This window comes from Aeromonas piscicola (assembly GCF_000820005.1).
GTDB classification, from domain to species: Bacteria; Pseudomonadota; Gammaproteobacteria; order Enterobacterales; family Aeromonadaceae; genus Aeromonas; species Aeromonas piscicola.
In genome coordinates, this window is the sequence record NZ_CDBL01000044.1 from 213,230 (window position 1) to 234,125 (window position 20,896).

Annotated in this window: 25 protein-coding genes and 1 pseudogene; 9 read left to right on the forward strand and 17 right to left on the reverse strand. The window is 60.7% G+C overall.

Annotated features, from left to right (window positions below; translation table 11 throughout):
- Positions 1 to 115 precede the first annotated feature (115 nt).
- The 10 genes from BN1128_RS10065 to BN1128_RS10110 all read right to left on the reverse strand — a co-directional run bounded on the left by BN1128_RS10065 (position 116) and on the right by BN1128_RS10110 (position 9,291).
- Positions 116 to 1,516, reverse strand: a complete 1,401-nt coding sequence (locus BN1128_RS10065; protein WP_244464577.1) for a peptide MFS transporter — start codon at positions 1,514 to 1,516, stop codon at positions 116 to 118.
- 573 nt (positions 1,517 to 2,089) lie between these two features.
- The gene (gene atcC, locus BN1128_RS10070; protein WP_042868230.1) at positions 2,090 to 2,995 is read right to left on the reverse strand and encodes a cold adaptation protein AtcC; all 906 of its coding nucleotides are present in this window, start codon (positions 2,993 to 2,995) and stop codon (positions 2,090 to 2,092) included.
- A gap of 11 nt (positions 2,996 to 3,006) precedes the next feature.
- On the reverse strand, positions 3,007 to 3,768 hold the full coding sequence (atcB, locus tag BN1128_RS10075) for a cold adaptation protein AtcB (protein ID WP_042868232.1): 762 nt from the start codon (positions 3,766 to 3,768) through the stop codon (positions 3,007 to 3,009).
- Between the two features lie 13 nt (positions 3,769 to 3,781).
- Positions 3,782 to 4,312: a cold adaptation protein AtcA gene (gene atcA / locus BN1128_RS10080; RefSeq protein WP_021139714.1), complete on the reverse strand. Its 531-nt coding sequence runs from the start codon at positions 4,310 to 4,312 to the stop codon at positions 3,782 to 3,784.
- Positions 4,313 to 4,318: 6 nt separating this feature from the next.
- Positions 4,319 to 4,603 carry a cold adaptation protein ActJcold adaptation protein ActJ gene (gene atcJ / locus BN1128_RS10085; RefSeq protein ID WP_005313867.1) on the reverse strand — a complete coding sequence of 95 codons (285 nt, stop codon included), beginning with the start codon at positions 4,601 to 4,603 and terminating at the stop codon, positions 4,319 to 4,321.
- Between the two features lie 301 nt (positions 4,604 to 4,904).
- Complete coding sequence (locus BN1128_RS10090; protein WP_042868234.1) at positions 4,905 to 5,381, reverse strand: DoxX family protein; 477 nt, start codon at positions 5,379 to 5,381, stop codon at positions 4,905 to 4,907.
- A gap of 184 nt (positions 5,382 to 5,565) precedes the next feature.
- Entirely contained in the window at positions 5,566 to 6,090 is a 525-nt protein-coding gene (locus BN1128_RS10095; RefSeq protein ID WP_042868237.1) for a protein disulfide oxidoreductase, read from the reverse strand.
- Between the two features lie 2 nt (positions 6,091 to 6,092).
- Complete coding sequence (locus tag BN1128_RS10100) at positions 6,093 to 6,824, reverse strand: DsbA family protein (RefSeq protein ID WP_042868239.1); 732 nt, start codon at positions 6,822 to 6,824, stop codon at positions 6,093 to 6,095.
- Positions 6,821 to 8,863, reverse strand: a complete 2,043-nt coding sequence (locus tag BN1128_RS10105; protein ID WP_042868241.1) for a protein-disulfide reductase DsbD family protein — start codon at positions 8,861 to 8,863, stop codon at positions 6,821 to 6,823. Before BN1128_RS10105 ends, BN1128_RS10100 begins: the two co-directional genes overlap by 4 nt.
- A 50-nt stretch (positions 8,864 to 8,913) precedes the next feature.
- Positions 8,914 to 9,291, reverse strand: a complete 378-nt coding sequence (locus BN1128_RS10110; protein WP_042868243.1) for a hypothetical protein — start codon at positions 9,289 to 9,291, stop codon at positions 8,914 to 8,916.
- Between the two features lie 176 nt (positions 9,292 to 9,467).
- On the opposite strand from BN1128_RS10110, the gene BN1128_RS10115 reads away from it, so the two are divergent.
- From BN1128_RS10115 to pspG, 4 genes are all read left to right on the forward strand, one after another.
- On the forward strand, positions 9,468 to 10,196 hold the full coding sequence (locus tag BN1128_RS10115) for a 1-acylglycerol-3-phosphate O-acyltransferase (RefSeq protein WP_042868245.1): 729 nt from the start codon (positions 9,468 to 9,470) through the stop codon (positions 10,194 to 10,196).
- A gap of 210 nt (positions 10,197 to 10,406) precedes the next feature.
- A complete protein-coding gene (pspA, locus tag BN1128_RS10120; protein ID WP_042868247.1) occupies positions 10,407 to 11,069 on the forward strand; it encodes a phage shock protein PspA in 663 nt (220 codons plus the stop codon).
- A 2-nt stretch (positions 11,070 to 11,071) separates the two neighbouring features.
- Positions 11,072 to 11,278, forward strand: coding sequence for a PspC domain-containing protein (locus tag BN1128_RS10125; RefSeq protein ID WP_021139706.1), 207 nt, complete (start codon positions 11,072 to 11,074; stop codon positions 11,276 to 11,278).
- A gap of 46 nt (positions 11,279 to 11,324) precedes the next feature.
- Positions 11,325 to 11,543, forward strand: coding sequence for an envelope stress response protein PspG (pspG, locus tag BN1128_RS10130; protein WP_005313840.1), 219 nt, complete (start codon positions 11,325 to 11,327; stop codon positions 11,541 to 11,543).
- Here the strand turns inward: pspG and BN1128_RS10135 are convergent.
- Positions 11,540 to 11,950: a GIY-YIG nuclease family protein gene (locus BN1128_RS10135; protein WP_042868250.1), complete on the reverse strand. Its 411-nt coding sequence runs from the start codon at positions 11,948 to 11,950 to the stop codon at positions 11,540 to 11,542. The two genes, pspG and BN1128_RS10135, sit on opposite strands and share 4 nt — an antisense overlap.
- Positions 11,951 to 11,994: 44 nt before the next feature.
- Between BN1128_RS10135 and BN1128_RS10140 the strand changes: the two genes are divergently transcribed.
- A complete protein-coding gene (locus BN1128_RS10140; protein ID WP_042868251.1) occupies positions 11,995 to 12,726 on the forward strand; it encodes a substrate-binding periplasmic protein in 732 nt (243 codons plus the stop codon).
- Here the strand turns inward: BN1128_RS10140 and rarD are convergent.
- Positions 12,708 to 13,610, reverse strand: a complete 903-nt coding sequence (rarD, locus tag BN1128_RS10145) for an EamA family transporter RarD (RefSeq protein WP_042868253.1) — start codon at positions 13,608 to 13,610, stop codon at positions 12,708 to 12,710. The genes BN1128_RS10140 and rarD overlap by 19 nt on opposite strands.
- 101 nt (positions 13,611 to 13,711) lie before the next feature.
- On the opposite strand from rarD, the gene BN1128_RS10150 reads away from it, so the two are divergent.
- Complete coding sequence (locus BN1128_RS10150) at positions 13,712 to 14,299, forward strand: uracil-DNA glycosylase family protein (protein WP_042868255.1); 588 nt, start codon at positions 13,712 to 13,714, stop codon at positions 14,297 to 14,299.
- A 14-nt stretch (positions 14,300 to 14,313) separates the two neighbouring features.
- Here the strand turns inward: BN1128_RS10150 and BN1128_RS10155 are convergent, their stop codons facing one another.
- Entirely contained in the window at positions 14,314 to 15,171 is an 858-nt protein-coding gene (locus BN1128_RS10155) for a DMT family transporter (protein WP_042868257.1), read from the reverse strand.
- Between the two features lie 91 nt (positions 15,172 to 15,262).
- Between BN1128_RS10155 and BN1128_RS10160 the strand changes: the two genes are divergently transcribed.
- Entirely contained in the window at positions 15,263 to 16,153 is an 891-nt protein-coding gene (locus tag BN1128_RS10160) for a LysR substrate-binding domain-containing protein (RefSeq protein WP_042868259.1), read from the forward strand.
- A gap of 12 nt (positions 16,154 to 16,165) precedes the next feature.
- Here BN1128_RS10160 and znuB read toward each other — a convergent pair whose 3' ends face one another.
- Positions 16,166 to 16,945 carry a zinc ABC transporter permease subunit ZnuB gene (gene znuB, locus BN1128_RS10165; RefSeq protein WP_042868261.1) on the reverse strand — a complete coding sequence of 260 codons (780 nt, stop codon included), beginning with the start codon at positions 16,943 to 16,945 and terminating at the stop codon, positions 16,166 to 16,168.
- A gap of 20 nt (positions 16,946 to 16,965) precedes the next feature.
- Positions 16,966 to 17,730, reverse strand: coding sequence for a zinc ABC transporter ATP-binding protein ZnuC (gene znuC / locus BN1128_RS10170; protein ID WP_042868263.1), 765 nt, complete (start codon positions 17,728 to 17,730; stop codon positions 16,966 to 16,968).
- Positions 17,731 to 17,824: 94 nt separating this feature from the next.
- On the opposite strand from znuC, the gene znuA reads away from it, so the two are divergent.
- Positions 17,825 to 18,748, forward strand: coding sequence for a zinc ABC transporter substrate-binding protein ZnuA (znuA, locus tag BN1128_RS10175; RefSeq protein ID WP_042868264.1), 924 nt, complete (start codon positions 17,825 to 17,827; stop codon positions 18,746 to 18,748).
- A gap of 76 nt (positions 18,749 to 18,824) precedes the next feature.
- Positions 18,825 to 19,499, forward strand: coding sequence for a transglutaminase-like cysteine peptidase (locus BN1128_RS10180; RefSeq protein ID WP_042868267.1), 675 nt, complete (start codon positions 18,825 to 18,827; stop codon positions 19,497 to 19,499).
- On the opposite strand, the gene BN1128_RS10185 is transcribed toward BN1128_RS10180, so the two are convergent.
- Together BN1128_RS10185 and BN1128_RS10190 are read right to left on the reverse strand one after the other, a co-directional pair.
- A complete protein-coding gene (locus BN1128_RS10185) occupies positions 19,494 to 20,435 on the reverse strand; it encodes a TAXI family TRAP transporter solute-binding subunit (protein ID WP_042868268.1) in 942 nt (313 codons plus the stop codon). The two genes, BN1128_RS10180 and BN1128_RS10185, sit on opposite strands and share 6 nt — an antisense overlap.
- Positions 20,432 to 20,896: pseudogene (locus BN1128_RS10190) on the reverse strand (hypothetical protein); the annotation flags it as partial. The gene BN1128_RS10185 and the pseudogene BN1128_RS10190, both read right to left, overlap by 4 nt.

Below are 20,896 nucleotides of genomic sequence, written 5' to 3' on the forward strand. Positions count from 1 at the left end.
TAAAAAGAGAGGGCTCCGTCATCCATGATGGCGGGGCCCTTTGTGTTATCGCCAGCGTTGCTGATTACACCGTTTGGTCTGGCAGAGACTGGTTAAATCGCTGACCCGAATCCGATCAGACGGGAATGGCAGCGCCTGCCGGTGGCGGAGTGATCTTGGAGGCGATCAACTGACGCAGGCGGGGCACCAACAGCAGCAACACCACGCCTCCTGCCAGCGAGCCCCAGCCCAGAATATTGAATACCGAGCTGTAACCCGGGTTGGTGGCGACCGGGGTGCTGCCGATATTTTGCGGCATGGCGCCGGAGACATACCCCGCCAGTACCGAGGCGACGCCGGTCACCATCATCCAGCAGCCCATCATCAAGCCTTGCAGACTGGCGGGGGCCAGCTTGCCAATCATGGCGTAACCGATGGGGGAGATCAGCAGCTCGCCCAGACTCTGCAGCACATAGCTGATGGCGATCCACTTGAAGGCGACCAGCCCGTCGGCACCCGCTAGATGGATGCCGATCGGCAGCACCAGCATCCCCAGTCCCATGCAGAACAGGGAGGCGGCAAACTGGGAGGGGATGTCGATGTTCCAGCCCTGCTCGCGCAGCCGTTTGAACAGCAGCGCCATCAGCGGGCCGCCGATGACGATGACGCTGGTGTTGATGTTCTGGATCCACTGGGGGGCGACCCGCAGCCCGAACACGTTGAGGTTGATGTTGTGTTCGGAGAAGAGCATCAGCCCCATGGGTGCCAGCTGGTAGAGCGACCAGAAGATCAGCGAACCCAAAGCGAGGATCAGATAGGCCACCATGCGGCTGCGCTCGGCGGCATCCGGATGGCGGGCGGTCATCACGCAGAGCAGCACCAGCACCACTGCCCCCAGCATCAGCACGAAGCTGCCGCTAAAGTTGGCGTGGGTCAGCAGCAGGCGCAGGGCGGGCACCAGCAGCGCCAGAATGGCGAGGCCACCGAGCATCCGCAGGTAGAAGCCGCGCCCCTTGATATGGCGCAGCGGGGTGTTGATATCCGCCAGAATGGGCCAGAAGAACAGGGTGGCGATGATGGCCAGCACGTTGCCGAGGGTGGCGAACAGGAACAGGGTGCGGTAATCCTCGGTGAGCTGGAAGTAGCCCGCCACCGAGAAGCCCATAAAGAAGCCCAGATTCATCCCGGCGTAGTTCCACAGGAAGGCGCTCTCGCGGCGGTGGTCATCAGGGGCAAAGCGCTGGGTCAGCATCATGTTGAGGCAGGTGACGTTGAGGCCGCTGCCGGTGAGGAACATGGCGAGCCCCCAGTAGAGGCCGGTGATGCCCATCTCGGCGATGAGGTAGCAGCCGATCACCTGCAAGAGCATCCCCATCACGAACAGGTTGCGGTTGCTCAGGTAACGCCCGCCGAGATAACCGCCAAACAGGTGCAGGCCGTAATTGAAGGCACCGAAGATCCCCATCATGGCGTTGGCCTGGGATTCGCTAAAGCCGAGCCGCTTGGTGGCGTAGAGCACCAGGGTGGAGTAGAGCACGGCAAAACCCAGGGTGGCGAATGTCTGGATACAGGGCGCCTGAGCCGGGTGGGACGGCGGCGTGATGAGGGTGTGGTGTCGAAGCGCTCACGGTTTGTCTCCTGTGAGAAGAGAAAATCACAACTCATCCTGAGAGCGTACCGGTCTGCTGCCGGCTAGCCTTTGGCGCTTCCATGCTGGTTTCAAGGCTGGTCTGACATTTAGCGATCAGCCCGATCAAATTGCCAGATCTTAAATTTAATCCGGCGCGATTAATTGCTTTTTATTGATCCATTCCGCCTTTTTATGCGCACGTTGCCGTGGTTTCAGCCCGGTTTGCAACATGGTTGCGGTACGTCTGATGTGATCCTGTCGGCCATTTTGTGCCTATTTTGGCTCTGTAGTGGGATGCACATCCCATTTTTCACCCCGTCACTCCACTACAACCCGGCGGTTGCGACGCGGGTTGTTTATTCGGTGGTGAGCATTAAGTGAATAAATATGGCGGGAGAGGGGATGTGCTGATCGCCGGATATAACAACGCCCGGCGGGCCGGGCGTTGTGGTGCGACTCTGTGGGCGGCGAAAATGCCCCTTAGAAGTCGTGGTAGAGCGGCCAGCCGAGCAGCGGGTGCTTGAGACCGGCGCGCATCTCGAAATTGTCGAGCTTCTCCGGCTCGGCGTTCTCTTGTTGCAGCAACTGGTACTGGCGCACAAAGCCCAGGGTGTGCAGCAGGTTGGCGACGAATCCCTTGCTGAGATCCTGACGCAGGCCGGTGATCAGCTCGCCCGGCAGCTCCGCCAGCAGCAGCTCCAGCTGGGCGGCCAGATAGTCGGTGTCGTACCAGACTTCTTGCAGCACGATTTCTCGCGCCAGACGACGCTTGAGATCCTGCTTCACCTTCAAGGGCGCGGCGCCGCTGCCATTGCCGCAGAGGATGCGGTAGAGCAGGGCCTCGGCCAGCTTGTCCTCCATGGTAGGGTGGTCGTTCTCGCAGGCGAAGAAGTGCTGATCGATCAGGCTCATCAGGCGGGCCTTGTTGTGCTCCACCAGCGCCTTCTCGTACTCCTGCCACCCTTGCCACTCCTCCACATCCGGCGGGCTGGAGATCTTGTCCAGCAGGCGGGCATCCACATCGCCATAGAGGCTGTTGCCACCGGGCTGCTTGGCGCTGACCGAGATCAGCATGGACCAGCCCTTCTGGAACGGCTTGATGGGCCCTTCCGGCGTCTGCAGCAGGGCCAGTGCCTTGGCCGTATCCCGTTGCGACAGCTCCAGCAGGCCCAGGCTGACCACGCCGATGACGTCGTGGGCGGCCTGTTCCAGCAGATGCATCTTGTACTTGTTGTAGTACTTGTCGGCGAACTTCAGGCTCATCAGCACCGCCTTGCCCTTGATCTGGCCCAGCTGCTGATCGCTCAAGTGTTCGCTCTCGCGGCCAAAGCGCAGCACCTGAGTGAGAAAGGGGCCCTGATTGACATCGCGTATGGCTAGTTGCATGACGGGGTTCCTCAATCCAGGAAGCTGAACATGTCGTCGACTTCGGCGTACTCGTCGGAGGCATCGTTCTTATCTTTGGCCTGCATCACCAGCTCGCTGGCGAACTTGCTGATGATCCCTTCCCAGGATGAGTGCTCATTGCGCAGCAGTGCCTTGATGGCTTTTTCCACGTCCGGGGTCAGCTCGCGGATCAGCATCAAGAGGCTGCGCGGGTCATCCAGCGGGTAGTCGTGGGCATTTTCGCTCTGCTGGCGGTCGCTGTAGGAGAGTGCCTCTTCCAAGTCTTCCTCTTCGGCGTGCAGCGTGTCGTGGAAGCCCTCTTCATCCTCGAAGCGCTCACCGCGATAGAACTCGATGAAGGGGATGGCGAGGTAGAAGAGACCGGCCGGATCCTCGGCGATGCACTCCAGGATCTCCGCCTGCTTGGCGTCGCTGTCCTGAGTGCGGATCAGGTAGTTGAGGAAGTCGAAGGTGTGCTGCTGCAGTTCTTCGGCGTTGTTCTTGATCGCCTCTTCCCAGTAGAGGGGCTGCTGGCAGACGATGTCGCGGATCCGCTCCGGGGTCATCAGCTCGGAGATGATGGACGGGAACGACATGTCGTGCTGGCTGTTGATCTGGGTCAGGGTGACGATATCAATCTGTTCAATGACTTCGGCCAACTGATCGTCAGACATTGTCTTGGCGATCAGTTCGAACTTCTCGCTGGCCTGTTTCGGCTCGATCACGGCCAGCTCTTTGATCTCGATGGCGGTAATTTCTATCAGACTGTGCATGCTTTGCCCCAAGTTAGAAACGTACTTCGTCGTACATGTCTTGATCGCCGTCGTCGTCACCATCACCGTTGTAGTCGGCGTCAGCGTTCTCCCCGTCGTCATCATCGTCGTCGCGAAGCTCGTAGTCGTCATCGGCACGGCGGCCGCCACGCGGCAGCGGGTTGTCCAGCTGGAACAGCACGGCGCAGGCTTCGATCAGCTGATCTTCGCTCTGGGCCCGCACCGCTTTCACCAGTGGCAGGTCGGCATTGTTGAACGCTACCGACACCTTGAATTCGTCCCATGAGGGTTGTACGCCGCTGCCGAGCCACTTGTTCCACTCAGGCTTGGCCTTGGCCGGAAACTGCACCCGGCCATAGAGGGCCAGCGGCAGGTATTCGGGCATGAATTCCAGCATGCTCATGTCAGCCAGCAGCAGTGTCTTCATCTTGCCGGTGAATTGCTCCAGCGCCTTGGGGTCGTCCTGATCCCGGTAGGATTCGATGTTCTCACTGGCATCACTCATCAGCGCTTTGATCCGCGCCTGGTCCCATTTTTTCTGCATAGCGCCTCAGGGGTAAAATTGGTCCCACATCTCCTGCATGGCAGAAGCGGGATCGGTCACGATGACGTTGTTGAAATCCTTGATGAAAGCGGCCCGTTGTTTCGGGTCTGACAGCACTTCATAGGCCTGCTTTACCTGGTGCAGCTTGATGGCTGCCAGCTCTCGCTCTTCTTCGCTCGCCCCCAACAGCTTGTCTGGGTGGTACTGGTTCGACAGCCGTCGATAGGCTTTTTTGATGTCGTTTTCGCTGGCATTGGACTTGACGCCCAGTACCCGAAAGTAGTTGTTCATGGCAGATCCTGCATCACTGGCATCTTGGAATTCACAATGCGGGCGCCTGATGGTGGAGCTTGAGAAACCAGGCACGGCAAAAACCCGTCATTTTAACGGAAACAGGTCAGCTCCGCCATGAATAGGAGGCGATATGGCAAGCAAGTTGCTAATGCGAGAAAAGCTCCGATCGCTGCCATTTTGGCAAGAAGAGGGTAGGACATGTGTGATGGCGGTTGAAAAAACGCCCGGCAGGCCGGGCGTTGAGTCATCTGAGCGAAGTGGTGCAGTAAACAAACAACTGCGGCTTGCCAAGGGGAGTTCAGCGCCCCGCCTCTGGCAGCAGGCGAACAAGATGGCGATCGAGCCCCCAGGGGCCACAACCCTGTACCACCAGCAAGATGCATAGCAGGATATAGACAGACTCGGGCAGATAGAGCAGCCAGCTATACCATTCGAGCCCGGTCACGTCGGCGGGTATCTGATGAAGACCTATGGTCACCAGGGCAACAATGTTGATCACCAGCAACACCAGCGAGGACAACCTGGTCAGCAGACCAAAAACCAGCAGCAAGCCAAACAGGGTTTCATTGCCTGCAACAAAGGTTGCCATGAAGGCAGGATACGGGAGCCCTGCCTCTATCATGGTGTGCAGCATGGCCTGCTGGTTATCTGGCTGAATCAATTTATTCAAACCAGACGCAAAGAAGAAAAGACCGAACGCTATCCGGATCAGTGTCAGCGGCAAGAAATAGCGTCCACTCCGGGTCGACAGAAAACGCGCGATGATGGAAGTCATATCCACTCCTGTATTTGCATGAGGATGTGAAGTTGATTGTCGATAGAGGCCTGATGCGGGCGGTCAACAGGGGTTGTCCCGCCCGCTTGGGCAAAAGCTACCTCTATCTCGATTATATTTGGGCCGAGTGGTGCTCTTCTTCATCAGGGACAAGAGCACCAATGTCGTAACCCGTGAGGCCGGTTTAGCCGAGGCTGGCCCAGGCCAGGCGCAATTTCAGGCCCAGACCCGAACTCCAGCCTGTGGTGGTACTCACCACCTTGCCGTCCTTGACGATGAGGAAGCTGGGGGTGACGCTCACCTGCCAACGGGCGGCGAGATCCCCTCGCTCATCGTTATGGGTCGGGAAGGTCAGCCCCTTCTTGCCCATCCCCTTGCTCAACTGCTGCGTGTTGCCGGAGCGCAGTGCCACCGTCAGCACGTTTTCACCGTCCTGCCAGAGCTGCTCCACGGTCGGTGTGGTGAAGCGGCAGACGGCGCACCAGCTGGCCCAGTAGTAGACCAGCAGCGGCCTTTCCCGGCTCATGGCCTGCAGGTCGGCGGTGGTGCCATCTTGCAGGGTGAGGGTGGGCAGAGGGTTGCCTTCTGGCAGCGCCGGGCTGCGCCAGAAGTCCAGCGCCGTCGAAATGACCACGCCAAACAACAGCAGCCAGAGCGCCTCTTTGCCCCAGCGTCGCAGGCGATGGGGAAGGGATGGTTTGGCTTCCATGATCACCCCTTCCTGGCCAGTTCGGCTTTCACGATTTGCTCAAGCTCTTCATAGGGGATGGCGCCCGACACCAGCTGGTTGCCGACAAGGGTCGCCGGTGTGCCCTGCACGCCGAGCAAGGTGCCGATGCGAAGGCTGTTGCGCAGCTCCTCGGTGGCCCTGGCTTCGGGTTTGAGCGCAGTGTTGCCGGTGGCCGCCAGCGCCTTGTTGATATCAGCCTCGGTCAGCATGCCCTGCTTGCTCATCAGCTTGTCGTGCAGGGCGAGGAAGCGGGCGGGATCCTGCTGCCACAGGGTCAGGCTGTACTGGGCCGCCTTGGCGGAGGTCTGCCCCTTGAACGGCAGCAGCTTGATCACCAGCCCGACATCATTTGGGTAGGCCTTCAGCAGCCTGGCCAGATGGGGATCGAACTGTTTGCAGTAGGGGCAGTTGTAGTCGGTGAACGACACCAGGGTCAGCTTGGGGTTTTTGGCGCCCAGGCGCGGGCTGGTAGCGCTGTTGAACAGCACCTCCTGGTTGCCCTTGATGAAGTTGCCAAGCTGGCTGGCCTGATCCGCCGCGTTCTGCTTCTCCCAGGATTCGGCTGCCTCGTCGAGGATCTTGGGGTTGGCCACCAGGGTTTCACGAATGAGCTCCTTGATGCGGGCCTCCTGCTCCGGGGTGAAGGGGGCGGCGTGCAGGGCCGGGGCCAGCAAAGCGGCCAGCAGGGTCAGGGTGCGCAGGGTCGGTTTCATTTAGTGTCTCCTTGAGAAGTGGCAATGCCTGCTTGCGCCAGGGTGGCAAGCAGGGTCGGGCGGTCCAGCAGGGGCGAAAGGATCTCGCCACCCTGCAGGCCGGGCCCGTAGATCTGGTTGAAGGGAATGGCCACGCTGCCGCGTTGGCGCAAGAAGTCGGCGATGTTGGCAGAGGGACGGCTCCAGTCCCCTCGCAGGGCCACCACATCGGGGGCGCTCAGCGCTTTTTGCACGTCATCTCGCAGTAGCACATTGAATTTGTTGGCTTTACAGGTTATGCACCAGTCGGCGGTGACATCGACAAAGACCCGCTTGTTCTGCGTCAGCGCGTCCTGGATGGCTTGCTCCGAGAGTGGCTGCCAGTTGACGGTATCTCGCTGGGGTTTTCCTTCCATCGTAAAGGCGCCGCCCAGCAGCAGGGCGCCACCCAGTAGACAGGTGAGGGCCAGTCCCAGGGTCACACCCCGAATACCGTGACGCCACACCACGGCTAGCAGCAGGGCAGCCAGCATCAGCGCCATCAGGATCAGCATCCAGAATTGACCGATATGGTTGCCGAGCAGGCTGAGCAGCCAGAGGCTGGAGCCCAGCATCATCAGACCGAGCAGAATGCGCAGGCGCCCCATCCAGCGGCCCGGCTTCGGCAGCCAGAGCGCAAGGCGGGGGAAGGCGGCGATCAGCAGCCAGGGCAGGCTCATGCCAAGGCCAAGTGCGGTGAAGATGAGCCAGAGTTGACCCAGCGGTGCTCCGAGCGCAAAGGCGACTGCGGTGCCGAGGAAGGGGGCCGAGCAGGGGGTCGCCAGCAGGGTAGCGAAGCACCCCTGCAGAAAGTGACCGCCCAGGCTGTTGCCACCCGTGGTGGCGAGACGGGTATTGAGGTTGCTTGGCAGCCTTAACTCGAACAGCCCCAGCAGGTTGGCACAAAACAGCAGGGTGACCACCACCATGAAGCCGATAAACCAGACGCTCTGGAACTGGATACCCCAGCCGACCGCTCCCTGGGTGGCGCGCAGCAGTGTGCTCATCAGTGCCAGCGCCCAGAAGGAGACCAGGATGCCGGCACTGGCCGCCAGGAATTGCAAACGAACCGGACGGCGCTCGCGGGTTTCCAGCTGCAACACCGACCCCAGCTTGAGTGCCAGCACCGGCAGCACGCAGGGCATCAGATTGAGGATAAGGCCACCCAGCAGGGCGGCGCCCAGTAACCAGACAAGGGAGTGAGCGCTCTGGGGCAGGGTAAGCGGGTCACCTATGCTGGCGTCACTCTGCCAGGCCTGTTCACCGTTGGCCAGTACAAACCCGAGTTGCTGGCTACGGATGTCGGGCGCATCGCCCTGCCAGCCATCGCTGACCGGAATGCGGGCGATCAGGGTGTTGCCTTGCACCTCCAGCTCGGGTTTGCCAAATTCGGCGCCCTCCAGCTTATGGAGGAAAATCTGCGGATCCTGCCAGCCTTGCGGGTTGTCGGCGGTCAGCTGCAGCTGGTTTTGCTGATAACCCGCTTTGAGGATGACGGTATCTGGCAGGGCTTGTGGCAGCTTGCTCATCGCCTGGGCGTAGGCAAAGTCGAACCCTTCCGGCGTAGAGCCATCGAGCGCAAGGGTAAAAGGGTAGTCGGTCAGAATGCAGACATTGCTGCAAGTCGAAAGGCGCAGGGTGCCAGTCAGCGCATCGCTGCTGCTGTGAGCAAGCGTGATGGGGAGGCTGACGGTCTTCTGATAGCCCTGGGTCGAGATACCACTGACGTCAAATCGCTCCGGCACGGGCCAGTGCCACTGCTGGGTGGCTTGAGGGGCATCCCAGAAGATTTCAGGGGCAATGCCACCTTCTCCCGGGTTCTGCCAATAGGTCTTCCAGCCGGACTCGAGCTCCAGGCTGAGCAGCACGCGAGTTTGGGCGGGATCTCGGGTATCCGCTTGCAGCCGCACTTTGGCGTGATCGTTCTGGGGGCTGGCAAGCCAGCCGGTATCGCTGGCCAATCCCATGGATTGCCACAGCAGGCCGCCCATCAACAGGGCGGTCTTGATGATGTTTGACATTTTTTTGTCTCTTGAAAATGAAAGTTAGGGTGGTGTAAACCGCGGCTAACTCATTCTCGCCAGACACAGAGAGTAAGATGAAGTCGCCGTTCAGGCGGAGATATGTTTCTGGGTGGGGGCAAGGCGGGGGAGCGGCGCGACAGCGGCGCCAGCAGGGCAATCACGAAGGCGATGGCAAAGAAGATCTGTTCAACGCAGAGCAGGGTGGCGGCACTGAGCCACTTGCCGTTGAGCTGGCAACTGCTCGGCTGGGATGTCGCGGTTGGGGCATCGTCGGCTTCGGCGCCGGAAGATGGGACAGGCAGCAGCTGGCAACTCAGGGCCTGATCGAGCTGAGCCAGCCGGGCCAGCGGCTGGGCCGCACAGTTGAGCACCAGAATGCAGACCAGCAGCAGGAGTCTTGTCGCCACGCGTTGTCGCAAAATCATGCTCGCCCTACCCTGTTGAATGGTGCATATCCTATCGATCAATAATGTCAGGGGCAAGTCAGCAGGATTCGATACGACCATATGTGCGATGCGGGGTGGTCAGTTCTGTTTGGCGAACGCTTGTTCGCTAAAAGGGGGATCAGTATACTGCGCCGAGTTAAAATCCGAGGTGTTCGATGCTCAAACTTGCCCGTGTGCTGCTGCTAACCCTGCTGCTCGTCTTCTGGTTCGTGTTCGGTCTGTTGCTCTGTCTGGTGCGTCCGCGTCATCCCAACAACGTCTTTGTCTTCGCCCGCATGTACCATGCGGTTTGCCCGCTGCTCGGGCTTAAGGTCAAGGTAACCATACCGGACGAGATCAAGTCGCTCGGCCCGGCGGTGTACGTCTGCAACCACCAGAGCAATTTCGACATCTTCACCGTGACCGGTGCCGTCATGCCCGGCGTGGTGGCGGTGGGCAAGAAGAGCCTGCTGTGGCTGCCTTTCTTCGGCCTCCTCTTCTGGCTCTCAGGCAACGTGCTCATCGACCGCTCCAATCGCTCTCGTGCCATCGGCACCATAGGCCAGGTGGTGGATCGCATCAAGCATCACGGTACCTCCATCTGGATGTTCCCTGAAGGCACTCGTTCCAAGGGCCGTGGCCTGCTGCCGTTCAAGGCCGGCGCCTTCCATACCGCCGTGCAGGCCGAGGTGCCCGTGGTGCCTATCGTCTGCTCCAGCTACTTCGGCCAGATCGATCTGAACCGCTGGGACAATGGTGAAGTGTTGCTGGAAGTCATGGCGCCGGTCTGCAGCAAGGAGCACGGCGCCGCCGGCATTCGCGAGTTGTCTGACAACTGTCGTGCCCGGATGGAAGCCAAGCTGGTCGAACTGGACAGCAAGCTGGGTCGTCATCAGGCTGTCTGAATCTGAACGGAAGACGACATAGAGGGAGCCGCTGGCTCCCTTTTTTGTTGGTTAAAAGCACCACTTTGTTGGCGATTTTAACCAATTACCTCGCCTTGAGTATCAGCATAAAATCTATATCTATATGTAAAACAACAATAAATAATCTTGGCATGGCTCTTGTAATGCTATGGGAAGAGATAGCCATCCCCATGAACAAGGAACCAGACCATGAGCGTATTTAGCCGCCTGACCGATGTGATCAATGCCAACCTGCACAGCCTGCTCGACAAGAGCGAAGAGCCGGAGAAGATGTTGCGACTGATGATCGAGGAGATGGAGCAGGTCCAGGTCGAGATGAGAACCCAGGCCGCCCGCGTCATCGCCGAGCAGAAGCAGCTGGAACGCCACCAGCAGGCGCTGCAACACCAGATCCTGGAGTGGTCGGCCAAGGCCGAGCTCGCCATCCAGAAGGGGCGTGAGGATCTGGCCCGTGCCGCCCTCACCGAGAAGCTGGCCGAGGCCAAGAAATGTGACCAGCTGGAGCAGGACAAGGCCCGTGTGGCCGAGGTGCTGGCCCAGCTCACCGCCGATAGCGAGCGACTGGCGGCCAAGCTGAGCGAGGCCCGCGAGAAGCAAAAGATGCTGACCCTGCGCGAGCAGACAGCCCACAGCCGCATCCGTGCCCGCGCTCAGGTCGACAATCAGCGTATGCATGAGCTGATGGCCCGTTTCGACGGTTTTCAGGGGCGGGTCGATCAGCTGGAAGCCCAGCTGGAGGCGGCGACCCTGGGGCAGAATCCCTCGCTGGAGGCTCAGTTCCGCGAGCTGGAACTCAATGACGAGATTGAACGCGAGCTGGCCCGTCTGAAGGGTCAGAAGGTGGAGGCATAATCATGACGCCCTGGCCGAAAGACCTTGCCCATCGCAAGTTGACCGGGGTCTGCGCCGGCATTGCCAGCCGGCTGGGGCTCTCCAGGGTGACGGTCCGGATAGTGGCGCTGATCGCCCTGATCTTGATGCCGCCGCTGACCCTGGCCGCCTATCTGCTTGCGGTGCTGATCATGCCGCCCCGTCGTGAATTGAAGCGTTGGCTGGACTGACCCCAGGGTCATTCAGTCGGCAAGAGAAGCCTGTGAGGAGCAGAACATGCTGGAATTTATCGTCTTGATGCTGGTGTTGGTCGCCATGGCACTGACGGGGTTCACCGTGCTGGCCATGTTGGTGGTGAGCGGTGTCTTCGTGCTGTTCGGTGCCCTGGCCGGCATGTTTGCTCTCATCATCAAGCTGGCGCCCTGGTTGCTGGTGCTGCTGGTGGTGTGCTGGTTCATCAGCAACCGGCGCAAGCAATCCAATACCTACCGTTAAGCCTCCCTGCTATCGGATCCTTCCTTGGCCACTGCTCGCAGTGGCCTTTTTTGTGGCCTCTTCATGGCTTGGTCAACAGCCGCCAGCCAGGGCTGACTCCAGTCGGTCCAGCTATCCGGCTCTTGCACCAGGCGCTCCTTGAAGGCTTTGTTCTGCTGCTTGAGGCGATATTCGAGCCGCAGTGCAGCCCCCTTGTCACCGACTGTCTGCTGCCACACCAGCACCAATGGTCCCTTGCCGCGCAGGGCGCGTGAGCCTTTGCCGCTCTGGTGCTGGCGAAGTCGCCTGATCGGATCCGTGCTGATCCCCGTATAGAGCAGACCGGCCGCAGTGCGAACCAGATAGAGGGACCACTGGCCGGTTGGGGGTGAGCTGGTCGGTTCGGCTTCCATGGTGGATTTTCTCATTCGATCTGCCTGTGCCAAACTCAAGAGCAGCCCAAGGAGGTGCGATGCGAGTCTGGTTCTGGTTGTGGTGTCTGTTGTCGGTCCCGGCGTTGGGTGAGACGGTCCGTCTCTATGATTATCATCAACATCCCCCTTTCATGACCGGGGAGAAGACAGGGTTGAGCCGGGATCTGGTCAAGTATCTCAATGAAAGGCTCGGTGGAGAACCCAGGCTTGAGCTCTGGCTGGTGAATCGGGCCAGATTGGCGCTGGAGATGTCGGATCCTGACTTCGACGGCCTGGTGGCCTGGGTCAATCCTGCCTGGGTGGGGGATCCCCATCGAGAACGTTATCTCTGGACCTTTCCCATCATGCGTGACACCAACGAGCTCATCTCCAGCGCGGCCAGACCCGTCACCTATCGCGGCCCGGATTCACTCAAGGGGCTGATCTTCGGTGGCATAGAGGGCTATCGCTATCAGGGGATCGATGATGCTGTGGCCCGGGGCGAGCTGGTGCGCCACGATGCCAAGAAGGTCAAAACCAATTTCAGCCTGTTGATGCGGGGCCGCATCGATGTGACGCTGGTGCCGGGCTCGGCACTCTCCTTCTTCATTCATGATGCCTATGAGGGCAAGTTGTTCATCTCGCCTTTCCCCCAGTCCAGCTATACCCGCCACCTGTTGCTGCCGAGATCCCGCCGCGAGCTGCATGCCCGGCTGAACGACATCGCCGAGCAGATGGACCAGGATCCCGCGTGGCACGCCATCCTGGAATCCTATCGTGGCAGACCCTGAGCAGGGTTGCCGGCTCCGCGTCTGAGTTTGTGCAGCGGCAGCAGGCTCACCAGCAGACCCGCCCAGACGAAGGCAAAGCCCACCGACTTCACCGGATCCGCCGTCTCGCCAAACCAGAAGAGGGCGAGCAGAAAGGCGAGACTGGGTTCTATATATTGCAGCAGTCCCACTGTGCTCATGCGGGTGCGCGCAACGGCGTAGCAGAACAGGCCCACCGGCAGCAGGGTGGCGGGGGCGCTGCCCATCAGCAGCAGCCGATCGGCCCAGTGACCGGCCATGAACTGGCTCATGCCGCTCAGGGTCAGAGCGCCGATGATCAGCAAAGCGACCGGCAGCTGGACCAGGGCCTCGAGATAGAGGCTGACGCCGGCGTCGTAGTGCACCTTCTTCTTGAGCAGGCCGTAGAAGGCGAAGTTGGCTCCCATGATGAGGGAAAACCAGGGCAGCTGGCCGTAGGAGAACAGCATGTAGGCCAGCCCCGCCAGCGCCAGGGCGACCGCCAAATGCTTTTGCGGGGTGAGCCGCTCCTTGAGGAAGAGCACGGCGAACACGATATTGAACAGTGGTGTCATGAAGAAGGCGAGGCTGGTGGCCAGCACCTGACCCGTGGTCAGGCACCAGGTGAACATGCACCAGCTGATGGACATGACGGGGCCCGCCAGCAGTATGAGGCAAAGCTGACGGGGTTCATTGCGCAGGCGCGCCCAGGGCACCCGGTAGCCGAGCAGGGCGAAGAGGGTTCCCAGCAGTACCGCCGACCAGAGGACGCGATGGGAGAGCAGCTCCCACATGTTGACCTCCGGCATGAACTGGTAATAGAGGGGCAGCATGCCCCACAGCACGAATGAGAGGGCCGCGCTGCCGGTGCTCATCCAGTTCTTCATCTCTCTCCGTTTATTAAACTAAACATTTGTGTCGCATGATAAGTATCCGCCGGCGCTTTCACAAGCAGGATGGAGGGGGAAATTCTGTTACTATCGGGCTCATGAACCGACTCGATACGCTGTTTGGACAGATCCGGGCCTGCCGGTTATGCGAGGCTCATTTGCCACTGGGGCCACGCCCGGTGATCCGTGGTGCCGAAAGCGCCCGCTTGCTGATCATCGGCCAGGCGCCCGGTACCCGCGTTCATGCCAGCGGCATCCCCTGGGATGACCCCTCCGGCGATCGGCTGCGTCACTGGCTTGGCGTGGATAAAACGACCTTCTACGACGAGTCCCGCATCGCCATCATGCCGATGGGGCTCTGCTACCCCGGCAAGGGCAAGTCGGGGGATCTGCCACCCAGACCCGAGTGTGCGCCCACCTGGCACGACAAGGTGTTGATGCTGCTGCCCAATATCGAGCTGACCCTGCTCATCGGCCAGTATGCGCAAGCCTACTACCTGCGTGACGCAGGCAAGGCGTCGCTCACCGAGACGGTGCGCAGCTGGGCTGACTATGGTCCCGCCTGGCTGCCGTTGCCGCACCCGTCCCCGCGCAACACCTTCTGGCTCAAGAAGAATCCCTGGTTCGAGCAGGATGTGCTCCCCCATCTGCAGCAAAGGGTCGCCCCTTTGCTGGTGCGACCCTAGTACTTGCCTCTGCGTCAGACCGCAGGTTCCGTCAGCGGTTTGGGTTTGCTGCGGGCCATGGCAAGCAGCGGGATTATGATGCACAAGCACCCCAGCAGCAGCGGCAGACCCGGCTGCTCGTCAAACAGCCAGACCCCGATGGCGACTGCCATCAAGAGACCGGTATATTCTGCCGAGGCGATCTTGCTCGCCTCCGCCTTGCGATAGGCCACCACGCACAAGCCCGCATAGACCATGATCAGCGCCGATGAACCGAAGGCGGGCCACCACATCTGCCACTGCCAATCGCCCCCTTCCCATAGTGCCAGCGCAAGTATGAAAGGCATGCTCAGCACGTTGGTGAAGAACAGGGTCTGGGCTATGGGTTGCTGGAGCGGGATCCGCTTGATCAGCAAGTTGTTGAGCGCCATGGAGAGCGCCACCCCGAGTGCCGCCAGCGCGGCCCAGTTCACCTCGGTCGGCCGCAGCACGATCAGCACTCCGATAAAACCGATGAGCGCAGTCAGCACCTTCTGGCGCGAGATGGCTTCCCCCGCCATCCACACCGCCAGCGGCACCATCATCAGCGGGGCCGCATAGAAGAGGGCGTTGGCGGTGGCGAGCGGCAAGCGGGTGAGGGCAATGACCATCAGACAGACGCCAACCGCCCAGATGTGGGCCCGCAGCAGATGCCACTTGATGGCGACCGGCGGATTGCGACGCCATGACCAGAGCAGCCAGGGCGTCAGCAAGAGGGCGGCGGAGAGCTGGCGAAAGAAGACAAACTGGAACACGGGCTGGCTCGGCTCCAGCACCTTGACCAGCGCATCGGAAAAGACCGCCACCATGTTGCCCAGCACCAGATAGAGGATACCGATCCCGACTGCATTCATACCACCTCCCACATCAGATGAGGGCAGGGTAGCGCGGGGTCAGTTATCCAGTAAAATGATAAAAAGTCACCATCTATGAGAATTTTGGATAATGAAGCTGCCTCCCCTGCGCGCCGTTCAATATTTCGAAGCGGTTGCCCGCCTGCTCAGTTTTTCCCGTGCGGCCCTCGAACTCAACGTCAGCCAGAGTGCGGTCAGCCACCAGATCCGCCTGCTGGAGGATTTTCTGGGTGAGCGCTTGCTGCTGCGCCAGGGGCGGCTGCTGTCACTGACCGCCCAAGGGGAGGTCTACTTCGAAGGCATAGCGGCCGGGCTCGGCCAGATCGCCCAGAGCAGCGAACAGCTGCGCGGCGGTGGCGAGATGCGGCTGCGGCTCGCTGTCTACAGCTCGTTCGCGGTGAAGTGGCTGATCCCGCGTCTGGCGGGGCTACGTCAGCTCTATCCCGAGCTGGATTTGAGTCTGGAGATGGTGGCAGAAGATCCCGAGCTCTCCGATCGGGTGGCGGACTGTTTCATCACAGTCTCGCCGCACGGCCGTGGTTATTGCCACGATCTCATCTATCAGGAGCGGTTGTTCCCGGTCTGCAGTCGCCGCCTGTTGCAACAGCTGGAGGGGGAGTGGCCCGAGGCCATCTGGCAGTTGCCGCTGCTGTCGGTGCAATCCATCTACAAGGCGCGGGGGGAGGATTGGCAGCGCTGGGCCAAGGCAGGCTGCCTGGTCATCCCGGACGAGGCGCGGATGCACCACTTCAGCCATGTGCTGCTGGCGATGGAGGCGGCGGCCTGGGATCAGGGGGTGGCGTTTGTGAACGACTACATGCTGCGGCCCGATGATCCCCAGCTGGTGGCCTTGCCGGTACACCAGCTGGAGACGGGGGATGCCTTCTACTTTACCTGCAAGCGATCCCGGGCCCATGAGCCCGCCATCAGCCGGCTGCGCCAATGGCTGATGATGGAGACGCGCCAGAGCATGGCGCTATAACTGCTTGAGCTATCAGGCTTTCTTGAACTGGCTCAGGATAAACAGGCTGGTGGCACAGACCACGACCGATGGGCCAGCCGGCGTGTCTTGATACCATGAGAGTGTCAGCCCGCCGAGTACGGCGAGACAGCCGATCAGCGCAGCAAAACCGGCCATCTGCTCCGGCGTCTGGCTGAAGCGGCGGGCAGTGGCGGCGGGGATGATCAGCAGTGAGGTGATGATCAGCGCCCCGACAAACTTCATCGCCACGGCGATCACCAGCCCGATCAGCAGCATCAGCACGCAGCGCAGCACATCAACCCGGATCCCTTCCACCCGCGCCAGCTCTTCCGAGATGGTCATGGAGAGCAGGGGATCCCACAGCCGCCACAGGGTGAGCAGCACCAGAGCGCCGCCGCCGTAGATCCAGAGCAGATCCACCGGCTGTACCGAGAGCAAGTCACCGAACAGGTAGGCCATCAGATCCACCCGCACATTATCCATAAAACTCAAGGTGACCAGGCCGAGCGACAGGGCGCTGTGGGCCAGGATGCCGAGGAGGGTATCGGTCGCCACCTGCTGGTTGCGGCTCATGATCACCAGCAGCATGGCCATGGCGAGGCAGCAGACCACCACGGCCAGGGTGAGATCCACCTGCAGCAGTATGCCGAGCGCTATGCCGAACAGGCAGGCATGGGAGAGGGTATCGCCAAAATAGGCCATCTTGCGCCATACCACGAAGCTGCCGAGGGGCCCGGCCAGCAGGGCGATGCCGAGGCCGGCCGCGAGGGCATATAACAGAAAGCTGTCCACTTGAATGTCCTTAGCTGCGCTTATTGATTGCGAGACGGCAGGCGGATGACGGGGGCCTGCTCATCGTGATGATGGTGTTCGCCATCGCAGTGATGATGGTGGGTGTAGACCGCCAGCACCTCCTGTTCAGGGCGCCCGAACAGGCGGGCAAATTCGGGATGGCGTGCCACGCTTTCCGGCTCGCCGTGACAGCAGACGTGACGATTGAGGCAGATCACCTCGTGGGTGCTGGCCATTACCAGGTGCAGATCGTGGGAGACCATCAGCACGGCGCAGTTGAACTCGGCCGCCAGCTTGCTGATGAGGGCATAGAGCTCGATCTGGCCGTTGATGTCCACCCCCTGCACCGGCTCGTCCAGCACCAGCAGCTCGGGCTTGACCAGCAGGGCGCGGGCCAGCAGCACTCGCTGCATCTCGCCGCCGGAGAGCTTCTGCATCCGGTTGTCCAGCAGCCCCTGGGCGCCGACCCGGTTGAGCGCCTCCTCGATGGAGAGACGGCCATTCTTGCCGAGCTGCAGGAAACGGCGCACCGTCAGTGGCAGGGTGGGATCCAGATAGAGGCGTTGCGGCACATAGCCGACCCGCAGATCGCGACGGCGCAGGATCTCGCCGGTATCCGGGGTGAGCAGGCCCAGCACCAGCTTGCTCAGGGTGCTCTTGCCCGCCCCGTTGGGGCCGACCAGAGTAGTGATTTTGCCTTTATTCAGGGTAAAGGAGACCTTGTCGAGCACGAGTCGTCCGTCGAACGAAAGACAGACCTCTTTCAGCTCCACCAGTTGGGTCATGACAGCTCCGGGGTTTACAGCCTGTGAGAGTTATAATATAACAACAGCGTTGGTTTGTTATATTATCACACACTCACTTCCTGACGAGATCTCTATGCGAATTCTTACACTGATCACTGCCTTGCTGGCAGTGAGCCTGCCTGTCCGTGCCCTCGAGGTGCTGACTACCATCAAGCCCCTCGGCTTTATCGCAGCCGCGATCACCGATGGCGTGAGTGAACCCAAGGTGTTGCTGCCGACCGGCGCCTCTCCCCACGACTTCTCCCTGCGCCCCTCCGATATTCGCAGTATCCAGGATGCCGACCTGGTGGTATGGGTCGGTCCCGAGCTGGAAGGCTTCATGGCCAAGCCGCTGGCCAAGCATCCCCATGTGCTGACGCTTACCCGGGTTGAGGGGATGCCACTGTTCGACTATTCCAAGCAGGAAGGGCACGAAGAGCATGCCGATGAGGGTCATGATCACGATGGACACGATGGACACGATGGACACGAGGGGCATCATCACGAAGGGGTGGATCCGCACATCTGGCTGGGGCCGACCCAGGCACTGGTCATCGCCAATGCGCTGAGCGAGACGCTGAGTGCCCAGGATCCCGCCAATGCCGAACGTTATCGCGCCAACCTGTTGACCTTCAAGGTCAAGGTGGATACCAAGGACAAGCTCATCGCCGAACAGATGAAGGCGGTGAACCAGAAGGGCTACTTCGTGTTCCACGAGGCTTATGGCTACTGGGAACGTCACTACGGCATGAGCTCCAAGGGGCACTTTACCGTGAGCCCGGAACGCCGTCCCGGCGCCAAGACGCTGGTGGAGATCCGCAAGGCGTTGCAGGAGAAACAGGCGAGCTGCATCTACGCCGAGCCGCAATTCTCCCCTGCCGTGATTGAGTCGGTGGCCCGCAACACCGGCGCCAAGGTATTGCTGCTGGACGAAGTGGGTGAACAGGTGCCGCTCGGGCCGGATGGTTATCCCCAGTTCATGCAACAGCTGGCCGATGCCTTCGCCCAGTGCCGATGAGCCACCCTTGGCTCATCCGATGGGGTTGCCTGCGCCAACTATACTGACCTCCAGCATCTGACATGGAGGGTTAAGTATGAAATGGCTGCTCGTTCCCACCTGCACGCTGGCACTGCTCTGTGCCAGCGTGCAGGCCTCCCGCCTCTCCGAATACATCGCCAGCCCCGAGTTGAGGGCCAAGTTGCAGGAGGTCTATGGCGGCAGGGCGATCCAGCGGGCCGAGGCGTTTTCCCGCCTGCTTACGCCCCGGGCGGGCACCACGGATCAGCAGAAGATCGCGTTGGTGAACAACTACTTCAACAACCTGACTTACAGCGAGGATCCCAGACTGTGGGGGGATGAGGACTATTGGGCCAATCCGCTGGAATTTATCGGTGCCCGGGGCGGGGATTGCGAGGATTACAGCATCTCCAAGTACTACACCCTGATGGAGCTGGGGGTGGATGAGAAAAAGCTGCGGCTGGCTTACGTCAAGGCGGTGAAATACAACCAGTTTCATATGGTGACGCTTTATTTTCCAACGCCCAAATCCGATCCGCTGGTGCTCGACAACATCAACAGCCGGATCCTGCCCGGCAGCCAGCGAACCGATCTCATCCCCGTCTACAGCTTTGATGCCAAGAGCATCTGGATCATGAAGTCGCGCCGTGAAGGCACACTGGCGGGCAGTGCCGATCGGTTGGCGCAGTGGACATCGATGAAGACCCGTTTCTCCAGCGAGCAACTGCGCTCCCCCCGTCGCCAGCTATAGTTTTCCCGCCGCTTTCAACTCCGCGAAATATTTTGCCGCGCCCGGATGCTGGTCGATGCTCAGCACCGGGCCTGTTTTGTTGCGCGCCTTGTGAAACAGGTTGGCGTAACCATAGGTCTGCTCGTTGAAGCTGGTCTGCTGGGTCAACATGGCCCGGGTCAGTCGGTAGACGTCCGCCTCCGGCGTGACGGCATTGGTCACCAGGGTGGCCGCGATGGCAAAGGTGGGAGTCGCCTTCAGATTGCCGGGATAGATGCGGGCAGGCACCTGGCTGCGCTGGTAGTACTTGACCCCCTTGAGCAGCCGATCCCGAATATCGCCCTCAATAGGCAGAAAGCGGATGGCACAGCGCTTGGTGGTATCGAGCACGATCCGGTTCGGGTGTCCCATCACCAGCCCATAGGCATCTATCTGCTTGCTGCAGAGCGCCTCCGCCAGATTGCCTGCGCTCTTCAGATCGAGATCCTGCTCTTTTGCTCCCAACAGGTTGAACAGGGCCAGGGCCGTCTGGCGAGTGCCCGAGCTCTTCAGCCCCATGTCGATGGGCGCCAGTTTGAGCTGCGCCAGCGTGGTGATGTCGCCATCCGCCCGCACCACTATGGTGAAAGGCTCGGCGTGGGTGGCGAACATGGCTCTCAGTTCGGGTTGCGGCTGGCTGGCATAAGGCCCGAGGCCTCGGCTGGCCTGATAGAGCCAGTCCGATTGCACCAGGGCATAGGGTATCTGCCCTGTCTGCAACTGGCGCAGATTCTCGATGGAACCTGAGGTGGCCTGCAGCTTGCATTGCAGCTCGGGGTCACTCTTGTTGGCCAGCAGGCAGAACTCTTTGGCGACCTGATGATAGATCCCCTGCTCACCGCCGGTGGCGATGATCATGGGACTGGCCAGCAGCGGCAGCGGCCACAACAGGGCGAGTAACGAGCCGAGTCTGTTCATGAGATCTCCTTGCTGGCGTAACCGTCTATGCCCCAGCCGCGCAGGGTGTCGATATCCTGGATCTCGCTGGCTTCTGCCAGCAGGGTGTAACCCGCACTGTGCAGGCATTGGGCCACCAGATTCCAGTAAAGAGGAGCCTGGGTTGGCTGGCAGCTGATGAAGACAGGATTGATGGGGTCGAGCTGATTGAAGATGTCGTTGGTCATGGGAATGGCGCTGAACGCCATCTCGACGCCCTGCTCCTGCAAGGTGGCGAGCCGTTCTGCCCCGAGGGGCGGGAAGCTTGCCAGATCCCAGCGCCAGTCGAGGGTCTTGCCTCTGCCCTTGGACAGCAGTGGAGCGAATTGCGCCCAGTCAGCATGATTGAGCAGGCTGAGGGGCAGTTGCAGTCCCTCCACTGGATGATGCAGCCAGAGGTCGAGCAGGTGCTGGATCTCGTCCGGCGAGCTCTCCTGTGAGGG